At 46.6% G+C, this 14072-nt stretch carries 19 protein-coding genes; 1 reads left to right on the top strand and 18 read right to left on the bottom strand.

The genetic code is table 11. The features are described 5' to 3' along the window. Nucleotides 1–67: 67 nt before the first annotated feature. The gene (locus JOD20_RS03380; RefSeq protein ID WP_204753909.1) at nt 68–1513 is read right to left on the bottom strand and encodes a hypothetical protein; all 1446 of its coding nucleotides are present in this window, start codon (nt 1511–1513) and stop codon (nt 68–70) included. A gap of 253 nt (nt 1514–1766) precedes the next feature. Here JOD20_RS03380 and JOD20_RS03375 point away from each other — a divergent pair, with 253 nt between their 5' ends. Continuing rightward, nucleotides 1767–3035, top strand: a complete 1269-nt coding sequence (locus JOD20_RS03375; RefSeq protein ID WP_204753908.1) for a carboxypeptidase regulatory-like domain-containing protein — start codon at nt 1767–1769, stop codon at nt 3033–3035. Between the two features lie 315 nt (nt 3036–3350). On the opposite strand, the gene JOD20_RS03370 is transcribed toward JOD20_RS03375, so the two are convergent. The 17 genes from JOD20_RS03370 to JOD20_RS03290 all read right to left on the bottom strand — a co-directional run bounded on the left by JOD20_RS03370 (nt 3351) and on the right by JOD20_RS03290 (nt 14014). Continuing rightward, nucleotides 3351–4604, bottom strand: coding sequence for a glycosyltransferase family 4 protein (locus tag JOD20_RS03370; RefSeq protein WP_204753907.1), 1254 nt, complete (start codon nt 4602–4604; stop codon nt 3351–3353). A 134-nt stretch (nt 4605–4738) separates the two neighbouring features. After that, nucleotides 4739–5677, bottom strand: a complete 939-nt coding sequence (locus JOD20_RS03365; protein ID WP_110519700.1) for a ribose-phosphate diphosphokinase — start codon at nt 5675–5677, stop codon at nt 4739–4741. 46 nt (nt 5678–5723) lie between these two features. After that, nucleotides 5724–7103, bottom strand: coding sequence for a bifunctional UDP-N-acetylglucosamine diphosphorylase/glucosamine-1-phosphate N-acetyltransferase GlmU (gene glmU, locus JOD20_RS03360; RefSeq protein WP_204753906.1), 1380 nt, complete (start codon nt 7101–7103; stop codon nt 5724–5726). Nucleotides 7104–7223: 120 nt separating this feature from the next. Beyond that, complete coding sequence (locus tag JOD20_RS03355; protein ID WP_204753905.1) at nt 7224–7535, bottom strand: hypothetical protein; 312 nt, start codon at nt 7533–7535, stop codon at nt 7224–7226. Nucleotides 7536–7547: 12 nt separating this feature from the next. Beyond that, entirely contained in the window at nt 7548–8093 is a 546-nt protein-coding gene (locus JOD20_RS03350; protein WP_204753904.1) for a hypothetical protein, read from the bottom strand. Nucleotides 8094–8131: 38 nt separating this feature from the next. Beyond that, the gene (locus JOD20_RS03345) at nt 8132–8596 is read right to left on the bottom strand and encodes a hypothetical protein (protein WP_204753903.1); all 465 of its coding nucleotides are present in this window, start codon (nt 8594–8596) and stop codon (nt 8132–8134) included. A gap of 125 nt (nt 8597–8721) precedes the next feature. Next, nucleotides 8722–9030 (bottom strand): hypothetical protein, encoded by a 309-nt coding sequence (locus tag JOD20_RS03340; RefSeq protein WP_204753902.1) that lies wholly within the window; start codon nt 9028–9030, stop codon nt 8722–8724. Between the two features lie 18 nt (nt 9031–9048). Beyond that, nucleotides 9049–9348, bottom strand: a complete 300-nt coding sequence (locus JOD20_RS03335) for a hypothetical protein (protein ID WP_204753901.1) — start codon at nt 9346–9348, stop codon at nt 9049–9051. A gap of 21 nt (nt 9349–9369) precedes the next feature. Further along, entirely contained in the window at nt 9370–9924 is a 555-nt protein-coding gene (locus JOD20_RS03330) for a hypothetical protein (protein WP_204753900.1), read from the bottom strand. 284 nt (nt 9925–10208) lie between these two features. Beyond that, on the bottom strand, nt 10209–10457 hold the full coding sequence (locus JOD20_RS03325; protein ID WP_204753899.1) for a hypothetical protein: 249 nt from the start codon (nt 10455–10457) through the stop codon (nt 10209–10211). A 143-nt stretch (nt 10458–10600) separates the two neighbouring features. Beyond that, nucleotides 10601–11113, bottom strand: coding sequence for a hypothetical protein (locus JOD20_RS03320; protein WP_204753898.1), 513 nt, complete (start codon nt 11111–11113; stop codon nt 10601–10603). 133 nt (nt 11114–11246) lie between these two features. Then, on the bottom strand, nt 11247–11630 hold the full coding sequence (locus JOD20_RS03315; protein WP_204753897.1) for a hypothetical protein: 384 nt from the start codon (nt 11628–11630) through the stop codon (nt 11247–11249). Between the two features lie 28 nt (nt 11631–11658). Then, entirely contained in the window at nt 11659–12387 is a 729-nt protein-coding gene (locus JOD20_RS03310) for a hypothetical protein (RefSeq protein WP_204753896.1), read from the bottom strand. A gap of 7 nt (nt 12388–12394) precedes the next feature. Continuing rightward, nucleotides 12395–12886, bottom strand: a complete 492-nt coding sequence (locus tag JOD20_RS03305; protein ID WP_204753895.1) for a hypothetical protein — start codon at nt 12884–12886, stop codon at nt 12395–12397. A 6-nt stretch (nt 12887–12892) separates the two neighbouring features. Further along, nucleotides 12893–13330: a hypothetical protein gene (locus tag JOD20_RS03300; RefSeq protein ID WP_204753894.1), complete on the bottom strand. Its 438-nt coding sequence runs from the start codon at nt 13328–13330 to the stop codon at nt 12893–12895. Between the two features lie 51 nt (nt 13331–13381). Continuing rightward, nucleotides 13382–13660, bottom strand: a complete 279-nt coding sequence (locus JOD20_RS03295) for a hypothetical protein (RefSeq protein ID WP_204753893.1) — start codon at nt 13658–13660, stop codon at nt 13382–13384. A gap of 96 nt (nt 13661–13756) precedes the next feature. Next, entirely contained in the window at nt 13757–14014 is a 258-nt protein-coding gene (locus JOD20_RS03290) for a hypothetical protein (protein WP_204753892.1), read from the bottom strand. Nucleotides 14015–14072 lie beyond the last annotated feature (58 nt).

Below are 14072 nucleotides of genomic sequence, written 5' to 3'. Positions count from 1 at the left end.
GTGTAATCGCTCGCAAGGATTGGCTCACGGGGCGGATAAGGTGAAATGCTCCGCCCTGTCATCATGATTAAGCCTCAGGCTGCAATAGCTTGAGCTGTTGCTCCCAAAGCTGCGCGGCAATTACATCCGAGGCGCGGCGCTGCCATTTATAAAATGTATCCTCATCAATATCGGCCAGCCAACTCAACACACTGGCATCAATCAAGGGATCGCTTAACCCGCGGCGTAGCCAATCGATCGCAGTTTTACGGTTGATCTCGCGCACATAGGGCAGATAGAGCACGTTGTACCAGCGCCATGCATCGCCAGCGCCCAAGCTTGGGCTGGCATCAGGCCTCAATTGCTCAATCGCTTGTAATAAAAGCTCACGGGTGATGGCGCTCCGATTCAAGCGATTATCTTCGAGCTCTTTGGCTTGCAACAGATTGCTGACCAAGGCACTGCTCAACAAGGAATTTTGGGCTAATTGAACTGGATTTTTCAAGCCGCTAATTGCCCGCCGCACTGCATCGTTCCAGGTTTTATCGGGCTTGCTAGCAACAATCGCTGGCGCAGGCGTTGGCGTGGGAGTCGAGGCCAACGCAACGGCAAATTCACGCGATTGGCTGCGGGCTGCTTGCTCAGCGCGGGAGAAAAATAAGCGATCAAGCCAGCGTCGCCCGCGATCAAGCCCCGTGTGGCTGATAATGACACAAGCCAACAGCAAGGCCAGTTGGCTGGGGCGCAGCAGATCAAGAATATTCACGCTGACCAAATACAGCAGCGCCAAAATGCTCATTTCGCAAAAGCTATAAATTAAATCGCGTAGCACATTTTGGCCTTGAAGCAACAAGCCAAATCGCACCAAACTAAAGCCGCTAATTAACAAGCCAGCAAAAATCGGCACATAGCCATACAACATCGACCATGTGCCAGCGCTAATCAATCGTGCCAACAACATGCTTGTGCCAAGCAGAAAGCATAACGCCCCAAGCACTAAGCTGGCCAAACTGCGTCGCGCAATCCCGCTTTCGGCAATGCGCCAACTTGCCACCAAATGCCAAAGCGCCGCGCTCACACAGCCCATCACATAGGCACTATAGATTGGGTAGGCTTGGCCAGTGCCGATCATTTGGCTGCCGTTAGCGAGCATCACCGGCTCAGCATAATTCAACAGACTATTGCTGAAGCTGCCTAGCCCGATCATGAACCCACCAATAATGCCCGTCAGCCAACGCTCCGGCATGGCGATGCTGGCAATGCTTGGCTGCAAGGTTTGATGGATAAGGCTACAAACCATCAGCCAAGCGCTGATTGGCAGCACCGAACTCCACCAAAACCCACGTTCAAGCCCAATCAATTGGGCAAGGTTTGAGACCTCGCTGCCGATTACGCCTGAGCCAAAAAAGCCAATTAAGCCCAACAAACTAACATTGATTGCCCAAAAAAGCTTCGAATGCTGGTGGGTGCGGGTGGCGATAAACAACGCCAGCCACAGCGCAACGCCAAATCCAAATAAATGTGCTTCGACCATCAACAGTTCTCCCTTGGTCTCGCTGCATTTCGTGCCATGAATAGTGCTATTATGCGGTATTTTTGGCGCTTGCCAACTATCTGGCCTATTGAGCAGGCTTAATCGACAGTAATTGCCAGTCGCGCCACTGGTTCGGCCAGCTAAATTAAGCCATACTAAAGGTGCAAGCAATTGCTGGTTTCGGCTAAGCGCGAAATGCTGATAGAAGTTAGCAACAGCGAGAACACATAAACCTTCATCAAAGGAGCAAGCTATGCACTGGTTCAAGCGTTCTTGGCGCAAGCTTTTGGGCATTATCGTTGGGCTGTTTGCGATTGGCGTGATTTGGTTTTTGACGACCGATAGCGTGACAATTTGGCCAATTCGCAATACCCTGCGCTATCAACTTGATCAATGGCGTGGCGCAGGCCAAAGCGCGAGCCAACAACCAGCCGATCACAGGATTAGCGGTTGTATTCGCGATGCCCATCAGCAACCAATCGCTGGAGCAATTGTGGCAGTTAGTGAGCGCAACGGCAAGCTCCATCGGGCAAATAGCAATTCTCAGGGCTGCTACACGCTCGCCAATCTGCCAGCAAACAACTATCGCTTGTTGGTTACAGCAGCGAGCTATCGCGATGATGTGAGTGCTGTTGATCTGCATAATGGCTCAATTCAGCACGATGTGCAACTTGCTCCAGCAATTGCGCCTAGTTATGCGCCGGTCGAAAAGCTGCTGATTGGCTCGACCAGCGTTGTCAGCCGCAGCACGCCGTATCCAACCCAAGCCTTGCGCCAGCAAGTGCAGGTTTGGGGCGATAACGGCGAGCAGCAATTAACCTTGCTCTATCGGCCAATTACCACAACCAATCCCTTAACCAATCCCTTGCCCTTGATGCTTGCGGTCTATCCTGGGCCTGCAGATGAATGGGAGAGCGTCAGCATTCCGCTGGCTGAGCGTGGTTATAGTGTGTTAGCGGTTGGTCCAGCCTATAGCCTCGACCTCGAAGCCGATATTGCTGATCTCAAACGCTTGTTGGCCTTAGCGCGCGGTGGCTCGTTTGTGGGCGTTGATGGCAGCCGCGTGGCGATTATGGCTGGCAGTTATAGCAGCCTGCATGTGTTGCGCTTGCTCCAAGATGATGTTGGATTTACTGGCGTGGTCTTGCTCGGGCCAATTAGCGATTTATTTGCCATGCGTGAGAATTTTGTGGCCGGAAGCTTTATGCCGCCGTTTGGCCTCGACCAAGCCCTGATTGCTTTGGGCTATCCCGACGAGCAAATTCAGCGCTATGCAACCTATTCGGCCCAATTGCACCCGCGCGCCGATCTGCCGCCGATTTTGTTGCTGCATAGCAGTAACGATGAAGTTGTGCCCGCCAGCCAATCAGAATTTTTGGCGGCGCAATGGCGTAGCTTGGGGGTTGAAGTCGAAAGCTATTTTTTCGCTGGCATGTCGCATTATTTGCAGGCAGTTGATCGCTCACCAGAGCTTGATGAGCTGTATCGCATCACGCTCGATTTTCTAGCCCGCGTCAATTAGTGTAGAGGCTATGGGCTATGGGCTATAGGCTATAGGGAAAATTATCTAGGCAAGATGAGCTGGGGGTCAGGGGTCAGGGGTCGGCGACTAGACGAGGGCAAACGCAACCTTCGTGCTCTTCGTGTCCTTCGTGGATCAATTTTTTAACGCAGCGGCGCAGAGCGACCGAAGGATGAGGGATGAAGGATGAGGGATGAAATCAAAAGCCAAAAGCCTATAGCCTATAGCCTCATCCTTCGTGCTATTCGTCTCCTTCGTGGATCAAATCATATTCCGATAGCCAATAGCCCAAAGCCAATAGCCTATTTACCCTTTTCACGAACCTTGTTCGCGTTGCAAGCTGGTGGGAAATTCGGGCAATGGATTGCCAGCGCGTTTGGCCAAAACCCGCTCATAAATTGCTTCGATCTGGCGCGCAGCCAGCTCCCACGAATGTTCGTTGACGGCTCGTGTGCGCACTGTTTGGGCCAAATTATGCCGCCGCTCGGGATTATCGATTAAGCCCAGAATTTCGTCGGCCAGCGATTGCGCATCGCCAAACTTGGCATAAACCCCTGCATCGCCCAAAATTTCGTGACTGACTGGGGTATCAAAGGTAATCACGGGCAAGCCCATCGCCATATAGTTGGGAATTTTGCCAGCGCCTTCGGTTGCCGACATTTTGGGCGCGACTGCGACATCGCCCAAGGCCAAATAGGCATGACAATCTTTGTATAAAATGCGGCCTGGCATGGTCACAATATCACTCACGCCCAACGATTCGGCCAAGGCCAAATACGAACGCACATCGGGATAGCCCATAATCAAGAAATGCACATCATCGCGCTGTTGGCGAATAATGCGAGCGGCTTCGAGCAAGACGTTGGTGCCTTGATAGGCTGCAAGCAAGCCCAAATAGGCCACGATTTTGCGGCCTGCTGGAACGCCCAATTCGCTACGGATTCGTTCGCGTTCAACTGTCCACTCTGCTGAGCCATCGAAAGGCCGGAAGCGATCGGTATTGACGCTATCAGGTACGGTATACAGTCGATCGCTGGGAAATTGCCAATCGTCGCGTAGCATATTGGCTGCATTAAAGGAGCTGGTCAGCACCGCATCGGCTGTCCGATTAATTTTATCTTCAAGCCAGTGAAACGGCTTATAAAACATGCCGTCGCGTTTGAGAAAGCCGTGATCGAGCATTTCGGCGGTCAGGCTGCCTTGATAATCGAACACCAAGGGAACCTTGAACATGCGTGAAAGCACGCTGCCAATCAAGGCCGATTCGTGTATATGCGCATGGATCAAATCGGGCTTGATTTCCATGGCAACGCGCAAGGCCCGCCATGAAAGCGCCACATCCAAATACATTTTATGATGCGAAGCCCCGACCATCGTGCGCTTGACCCATGGCACGTCCCATGAGCGGCGAATTTCAAAGCCTGGCATATTATCGCCGTTATGGTAGGTTGCAATCACAATGCGATGACCTAATTTTTGCAGGGCGCGGGTTTCTTCCCAAATGCGAACATGCGCGCCGTAGTCAGCAAAAAATGAGGTTGAGGCAATGCTCAGGATGGTGTAACCCATGCACGAAACTCCTTTAAGGTCAGGGCTATTCTAACGCATCTCTTCAGGAGGGCAAGTTTTGCTTCGCTGCACATAAAAAGCGCTGCTAGAACCAAAGCTAGCAGCGCTTGATCAAGTGTATCTGTAAGTTGAGTTTAGCTAAAGAGTGCGCTCAATGAAAGGTCTTTGTGAATCCGAATGATTGCTTCTGCAAACAACGAGGCCACCGAAATTTGGGCAATCCGCGCTGCATTGGCTTCTGGTGGCAAGGGAATTGTGTCGGTCACCAACACTTCTTCCATCACCGAATCGCCCAGCAATTCGACCGCGTTGCCAGCAAAGATGCCGTGAGTTGCACAGGCCACCACGCTAATTGCGCCCCGTTCTTTAAGGGTTTTGGCTGCTTCGGCCAAAGTTCCCCCAGTGGAAATCATATCGTCGAAGATCACCGCGTGCTTGCCTGCAACGTCGCCGACCATTTCGACAACTTCGGAAACATCGGGTGCTGGGCGTTGCTTGGCGATAATTGCCAAACTTGCGCCGATGCGTTCGCGGAACTTATTGGCCCGACCCACGCCGCCAGCATCTGGCGAGACAACCACGACATTTTTCATGTTGCGGCTGCGGAAGTGGTCGGCAATCAATGGCCCAGCTTGCAAGTGATCAACTGGAATATCGAAAAAGCCCTCGATTGCTGGTGCATGCAAATCCATGGTCAACACCCGATCTGCTCCAGCAGTAGCAATCAAGTTGGCGATCAATTTCGCCGAGATTGGCTCACGCCCAGTGGTTTTTTTCTCTTGCTTGGCATAGCCATAGTAAGGAATAACCGCTGTTACCCGTTGAGCCGAAGCGCGGCGTAGGGCATCGATCATCAACAACAATTCCATGAGGTGATGATCAACTGGCGTAGTTAAGGATTGTACGATGAATACGTCTGAGCCACGCACGTTTTCTTCAAGCTGCACCCGAGTTTCGCCATTCTTGAAAACGCCGACAATCGCTCGACCGAGATTCAAATTGAGATGCGATGCGATACTGCGAGCTAACGGGATGTTGGCATTCCCCGTAAAAATCTGCAATCGCCCGTCCATTCGATGCCCCCCAAGTTAGTAATTGGTCACATTGAAAAACCCAAACCTACTCGTTCTCGCTCTGCTCAAGCTTGCGGTGGCGAATGACGCGGGCTGGCATACCCACGGCAACGCCGCCATCAGGTATATCTTTGGTCACAACTGAACCTGCTCCGGTAATTGCGCCTTCGCCAATTTTAACTGGCGCACGCAACATCGAATCGGAGCCAATAAAAGCGTTCGCGCCAATTTCGGTGCGATGCTTTTTGCCATCAGCAGTAAAGTTGCAGGTAATCGTGCCTGCACCGATATTAACATTTTCGCCGATTGTGGCATCGCCAATATAGGAAAAATGGCCCATCTTCGTGCCAGGGCCAAGAGTTGCATTTTTCACCTCGCCGAAGTTGCCCATGTGGACATGCTCCATCAGGTGCGCTCCCCGCCGCAGGTGACCATATGGCCCAATATTGGCTCCCAACTCCATCCGCGCTTGCTCAACCACGGAATAACTGATTTTGCAATGCTCGCCAATCTGCGAATCTTCAATCAAGCTGTTTGGTCCAATCGTGCAATTGGCTCCAATTGTGGTGCGGCCTTTGAGAATCGTCCCCGGCAGCAGGGTCGTATCTATGCCAATTTGCACATCCTGGTCAACAAAGGTGCTGGTTGGATCAACGATGCTTACGCCTGCAAGCATCAGGGCGCGCAGCTTACGTGCATTCAAAATTGCCCCAACTTGGGCCAACTGAATGCGGTCGTTGACCCCCAACGCTTCGTCGGGGTCGCGTAATTGAATAGCAGCTATTGCGCCAGCGCCCTGTTCGCGCAAGCCAATCTCCACTAAATCAGTCAAATAATATTCGCCATTGAGGCTGTTGGGCTGTACTTGATCGAGGGCGTTCCAAAGCCAAGCGCCATCATAAAGCGCCACGCCTTGGTTCACTTCAGTAATTCGGCGTTGTTCGGGGCTGGCGTTGCGTTCTTCAACAATCGCCTGAACTGCGCCATGCTCATCGCGCACAATTCGGCCATAGCCAGTGGGCGGATCTGCTTGGAAGGTCACGATTGCGGCTTTGGCATTGCTCGTACGGCGTACTGCCAGCAATTCGAGCAGCGATTCATGGCGCATCAACGGATCAGCGCCATACAACACCAGCACTTCATCGACCTTGCCTTCAAGTTCGGCACGGGCTTGCGCCACCGCATGGCCAGTGCCAAGCCGTTCATGTTGCACCACATAGCGATAGCGATGGCCAAAGGCAGCACTAATTGGGGCTAACGTATCTTCGCTCACGACCAATACAATCTGCTGTGCGCCGACCGCATCGGCCAGACGGGTAACATGCTCGACTAATGGCAATCCGGCAACAGGATGTAAAACTTTCGGTAAGCTCGAACGCATGCGCGTTCCCTGACCAGCAGCAAGCACAACCACACCGAGTGTCATAGTTCAAAGCTCCCCATTGCAAAGTAAGAGGCATAATTTCTATGCAAGGGCTATCTTAGCAGAAAATTGCTGGTACGCGGGCGTTCCTGCGGCCTAGTTATGAGGTGCTGTCGTTGAGGTTTAATAACGATTAAGCAGCATGCTCGCCACCACTCCTGCGGCGAGCCATGCCAAAAAATACAAACTTACAGTTGTTGGATGCAGACCCAGCGCCATAATTAGGGCCGCCAAGCCAAGCGTTGTTGCATAGCCAAGGCAGACCATCCATGGCCGCCAAACAATCGCCGTGAACCAGCGAATCAGGCCAACGACCAACCAAAAACCGAAGAATAAGCCAAGCCACAGCGAATCGAGCAAGGCATACAGCAACAATGGTGCTGCGCCATAGAGCAGGCCACTCACCAAATACTCATGTTTAAGCCGAAACCACATAGCTAGCCTTTATTATGGGTTGGCTGGCATTGCAGTATGAAGCAACGTACCAGCTGCATCAAAAAACTCAATTCGCTCATACTCCAAAGTATTCCTACTGGTGGGAATTGTAACAATGAGCTGTGATTCTCCATTGGTAGCAAAAGATTGTACTTGCCCATTATTGGTATAAATTGTGAATGTTTGGGCTTGCTGTTGAATAGCAAGCTCATTAATTGCAATACAATAAATGGAGATACTATTTGAACCTTGAGTAAATTGATTCGTATTAAGTACAACGATTGGATTATTAATAGTGCGATAGGTTGTAATTTCATGGATTTGTTGACTATATTCTTGATTTTTACTGCGTTCAAATGTTGCACAGACTTTTTCATTAGGTTTTTGAATAAAAACTATTGTTTTATCGTTTATATTCGCTGTTTTTAATAAATGCGCCTGTTCTTTTTGTACGAAATTATCAATCTCTTGTTGACTCAGTAATGCCGATTGCGCACCACAGCCAACTAAGCCAAATAAAACCAAAGCTAAAACCAATCCTCGCTGATTCAGACCCATTGTGTACTCCTTGCATAGCTATTCGTTATCAATCCGAATTATGGATTAACCTGATTCTCGAATGTCACACCGTGGTTTGTGGCAAATTGCTGCGCAACCTCACGGCTTTGCGCCATCAATCTATTTTCTAACTCATCGGCAATGATATTGCCATTTTTATCAGTCATTTTCCAGTAGGTGATCGTCGATCGGCCTGATGGTTGTTTGTAAATAATGACTGATTGAAGATCGTTCCATGGATAGGCTTCAACATAACCCGATGAAACAATGGTTAAATGGGTTTCATTAAGCCGAAATTCTTGCCGAATCAGCCGTGGAAAAAATACCAAATTCCCGATAGTCAAGATACTAATTGCCAAGATTTTGAGCTTACGCGGAGTAATTATCCATATGAATAACATTAATGTTAGCAGATATAAACCAATAACAATTGGGAAATTAATCGCATTATCATACGTTATGCTATACGCTGTGGCTGATTGCTCGATCTTGGTAAATTCCACAAGATACGATGCGAAAATTAAAAAGGGAATCGTAATTCCAATATAATTTTTTATCAATCTCATCATAATAACCTATCTTGTTGAATCAAAAAAGCTTATTCTCAGTGTAAATGGATAATTACCAATTAAGGGCTTGGAATAAGCTTAATGTCAGCTGCTGTAAAGGTATCGATCCACGCTTGAGGCTGCTTTGAAACAAAGAAGAAGCCCAATAACGCACCCTTTGGATAAAGCCGATAATTAATTTCAAAACCTTCCTTACCAAACCAAATAAAGCGTTTGCGCAACTTAATATAGCTAATCTGCTCAATTGGGATCTGATACTTTGGATGTATAAAGAAAATCCAAAATACTTCAATAAAGAAGCTTTGTTGATCAAAACTCACTGAAATAGGATTGCGAGCAAAAATAGTATTAATTCGTTCTTGCATCATTTTTTATCCTAGCATCGTTCAATCGATAATTTTGATGCCTGCTGTATTGAATGCATCAATCCATTGTTGAATTTGATTTGAAGCAAAGAATGCGCTGAATAACGTGCCTTTCGGCTGCCTGCGATAGTTAATTTCGAAGCCTTGGCTACCAAACCAAATAAAACGTTTACGTCGCTTAACATAGCTAATCTGTGCAACAGGTATTTCAAATAGAATTCTTGTACCGAGAAGGCCTCGATCTTTACCACATATAGTTTTCTGATCCATCGTTATCAATAAGTCATTATAAATTGTATTGAAGCGTTGGCACTCTTGCATCAGATCCATATCCTAAAGTAATCAATTATCGAGAATTACAATATTCTGGCCAATCAATTCAAAAGTAGGTTCACTTTGAGGAAATTGTACTTTTTCGCTAAAAACTTGAAATATGATCTCTTTATTGTGTTTTCTAGAGCGATCACTCGAAGTATATAAATCCAATGACTGTTGATTGTGCTTACGAATATTAATCAGCAAATCGGCAACATCCTCGAATTGATCAAAAACAGGAAGATAATTTTTGCTATACGCTTTATCTAAAATCACAATCGTATCGCCATTTTCAGGATTAACCGCCAAAAAATCGATTTTAACCGGATCAGTAGCAATCTTTACCAAGGTTTTATAGGTTCCACTATAGGTCTCGGTAAATTTTTGGTTGGCATTAGCCAGCGTTGGATTAAGCACGATATATTCTGGCGGCAGCGAAATAATCAAATCAGCTTGTTCGATTGTTTGCCAACCTGCTGGCGGAATTGGCAGTGGTGCTGGCTGATTGAGCCAAATATAAGCCCCAACACTACTTGCAAACACTACCATTAAACCTAGTATCATCCAACGCTCTAAACGCATGGCGAAATCGCTTTCTAATTAAACAAGAAAACTAACGTAATTAATAATCGAACAGACAAGTGCGCTAGCACAAATAATGATGTTAATCTTGGGATTTAATTTCTTCTGAAACAGAAAAAATATCCCTAACAAGCAAAATCCTATGCCCCCAAAAATTCCTGGCCAGAGGATATTATTTGAATATGCCTGATAGATTTGGGTTACGCCCGAAAGTACCGAGACAATTCCGGTGATTAGAATGAGGATATTGACATATTTCTGATTCATAGCTCCTCCATTGCTGATCAAACAAACAACATAACCATATTAATCACGAAAAATAGCAGTGCGCTAGCGCTAAGAATGATTTTAGCAGTGCTATTGATTTTCTTCTGCAGAAGAGAACTTAATCCCACTAAAATAAGCCCGATCCCACCAAAAATCCCATTCCAAGCTATATTGTTTGCTAAAGTCTGGTAAATCATCATAATTCCTGTCGGAACTAAAACTGCTCCAACGATGAGGTTGAGTTTATCAAGCTGTTGCTGATTCATAACTACTCCATTCAATTTGAAACTCGCAACTTGTACGTGAAAATGCTAGCAAGGTTGCTCTGATCGTGATAATTTAGCATCGCAAAAGGCCTCGATTGCTGGCTGTGAGCAACATTCGAGGCGTAGTGATAGTATGCAGCTGATTACCAACCTGCTGGTTTGCTTAGTTCGCCAGTTTCCGCATCAACCATAATCAATCCATCACGAGTTGAAACTTGCCATAGATTGTGGCAATTGCCAATCCCGATATGAGGTTTATAGAGGGCTAGAGTTGGTTGATTGGCAAATTCGGGATTGGCCTTAACGACTAAATCGATTGCCGCTTCGGGCCTAATGTTAAGCTTATCAAGCATTCGATTACAATCAGTATATTCGACGATTTGATCATTGCCAATGGCTTTTATCTCAGAAATATCGTGCGAATCCTGATTAAATTGCAGGTAATTCAATTGTTTTCGTTCTAGATCAATAATTTGGACTTCAGTATCGCCAAATTCACTTTTATAGACTACATCAAAGATTAGGTAATTGTTTAAGCGATTTCCATATAATTCTTTAATTTTTGCATCTAGATCTTGATTGTAGTTATTATTTGGAGCTGTACTTTGGCAACCAACTAAAATCAAGCCTAAAACCAACCCATACATCAATCTCATGCTTTGCTCCTGTTCATCTCGTTGCTATTGATGCTGGTTGTACGGTGAGCAATGCAATTGGGTTACACTGAAGAAATGGATCGAATTACCACAATTTTCTCTCGCTACAAACAACGCTGCTTAAACTATTTGATTATTCGCAACCAGGAGCATAGAGCAAAAGCTCAATGGTTGTTGTTTGTTCATTCTCAGTTCCTGTAATCGTGACATAGTATCTAGGACATCCTGATGGATCACTAAATTGTATTTGATTTATATTCATTGGCATTGATGACATTTCCCATCCTTCTTGGATAAGGGTTTGTTTATACCAATCCAAGATTTTTTCAATCGGATCTGTACTTTTAAACTGAAACGTCTGTCCATCCCCCACAGGTGTACTAGCTTTGATCACTAAGGTTTCAAGCTGACTATTAGGATATGCTGGAATAGGCGGTGATTGTGGGTTTGTTTTGGCATGCGATGAACAGCCTGTGAAAAATAATAAAAAAATAAATGCTTTAATGAATTGCTTCATACAATTCATCCTCGCAAATGAATTAATATTAGTTGCTATTGATGCTGCTTGTACGCAGGATCTGCTGTTTGGTGATGGCGAAGGATGAATCATAGGCAATCAAACAAAATGGATACACCTGGGGCGCTGGTGTATCATCATTGATGCCATTGTAGATACTAATTTGCGAAATGAGGTATTGGGCCGCAGCAAGATTGTTTTGTAAGCCGTATTGGTTGGGCATACAATCAACTGGTGGATTATTCCTAATCAATTGTTGATTATCCGATTCGCAGACCCATGAATGAATGCTACTATAATCAAACCAACCTAACTCAATCCCCATCCAACGACCCTCTTCTGTTGGCAGTGGTTTTGGCTGCTGAAGCATGGTTAAAAAACCTTCTGGCTGTTCATCTGGGCGCTTTGCGGTTTGTTCTGCAATAAATTGGTCACAATACTGCGCTGCTAAGCCAATACGCACAATCTGCAACTCTTCGCTTTGTTTTGGTAATTTTAATGCAAATTCTTGGGCCAATTCGAGCGTTGTAAAGATGTTTGGCAGCAATAATTCAGCTGCATTGGTTGTATACCAATCAGCTAAATCTTTCGCCACCAGATCACTAGCAGCAGCGCTGTAATAACGCCACCAATGCTCAGGCTGCGCATTGAAACTACAATCGCGCAAGGCAAACATTTTTTCGGGAAACAGTGCTGGATCAAGATCTGACGGGCGCTCAATGCGCGTCATGAGCAAATAACCACAATCGTACCACATTGTTTAGCTAGCTCCTATCAAAACCTTCTTGTTCTTCTTCATCGTCATGCGCCTCAACGATAAAATGTTCGTCAGTATCGTCATCGATCAAGCGCCAATACTCTTTATTGGTTGAATCAATTAACAATTCTAAGCAATAGTCTTTACTCAAATGCAATTTAACATCACCAACACGATTAATTTGAATGCTGCGGATAAACAACGATTGAGGCCAAAAGCTGGATAAAAAACTGTGCAAGGCTGAACGGTCAACGCCAGCAGGATCAGGCTGCGCCCAATCGCCACTGCCGATAATAATCCGTTGATGTTGCCACAAGCGCCATGCGCCGCTAATATGCAAGCTATAGCGGCCAATCTCAACTTCTTCGTGCTTGCGGTTGATAGTCATGCGCTTTGCGCCAATCCGTAAGCATAAGATGCCACCAAAATCAAAGCCTTCCCACAGCTCTAGGCTAAGCAAAGTTGCCAGTTTTTGTTGAATGAGCGAAATCTCGTGCATAAACCCCTAGCTGCGATAACTACAAATTTTCAGCCCATCGTGGTGTAAAACCCAATGTTCGCCAGCTGCTGCATCGATCAGAATATCGAGTTGATAATTGTGATTGATTGAAAAGCATATATCGCCACTCTGGGTCTGCACTTCAATCGCCCAAATGATTAAGTTGGCGGGATTATGCTTGGCCCAAAATGCTGCGACACTTGGCTCGAAGCTAATAGAATTATCGTCTTCAAACCAGTAATCATTGCTGCTGAGCAACACTTGGTGGTGTTGACGCAAGCGCCAAGCACAGTTGATCGTCAATTGATAATATTGAATTTCACGCGTGGTTGGCTCGATAACGCGAATAACAAAACTTTCGAGGTCGCAGCTTGTGCCGTGATACCACAATGCACCACCGCTGAGCTGGCTAAGCGTTGATTTAATGCTACTGAGTTGGCTCAAGAATCGTGCTCCGCATAGAATTTGGGCAACATAGCGTGGAGGAAGCTGCCGTTATTCTACAACGAAGGCCTGAATTAAGCATGGAACCCAATTGCCCAGTGATATGAGAAATCCATCCCAGCCGATTTCGCGATTGATGATTGTTCTGGTCAGGCGTACCGCAGCGGCGTACGAATCGATTAATTGATGTTGATTTAGCTCAAGCAAGATTGGTTTTTCAGGCAAGACTCGCCGATAGATATATGATTGCCAACAAAAAATATCAAACGCAAGAATATCAAAACCTAGCGGTTCCATGGCTGGATGCAGCGGTTGTTGGGCTTGGAGCATGGAATACAATGCAGGCTTGTTATTACCATAATCTTCTTCAATCGCAGCGAGCGAGGTTGCAGCAAACTGGGTAGGAATGGATTGACTGACAATTTGTCATTGATAGTGCTTGCTGTAAAAACGTTCGACAAACTCCAACGCATCCTCAAACGCTGTAGACACATACTGAAACGCAAAGCCTGCATTGAGCTTTTGGCCGAGCCAATCGGTTGCCGCACCAACATTGGTGATCTGATCCATACAGCTAGGTTCAAGCACTAATGGCTGCTTGGCATCTTCGGTAAAGAAAAACTCAGGGGTTGTGAGGCTGTAATGATCGCACCATGGCCCCTGCGTGCGAAAGGTAGTAGCCAAGGTTGATGTAGGTTTGTTGGTTGCTCATGGTTTGCCTTTCAGGTGTCCATTTGCTCAA

Source organism: Herpetosiphon giganteus, assembly GCF_016907925.1.
GTDB classification, from domain to species: Bacteria; Chloroflexota; Chloroflexia; order Chloroflexales; family Herpetosiphonaceae; genus Herpetosiphon; species Herpetosiphon giganteus.
This window is presented reverse-complemented; position numbering and strand designations above follow the sequence as displayed.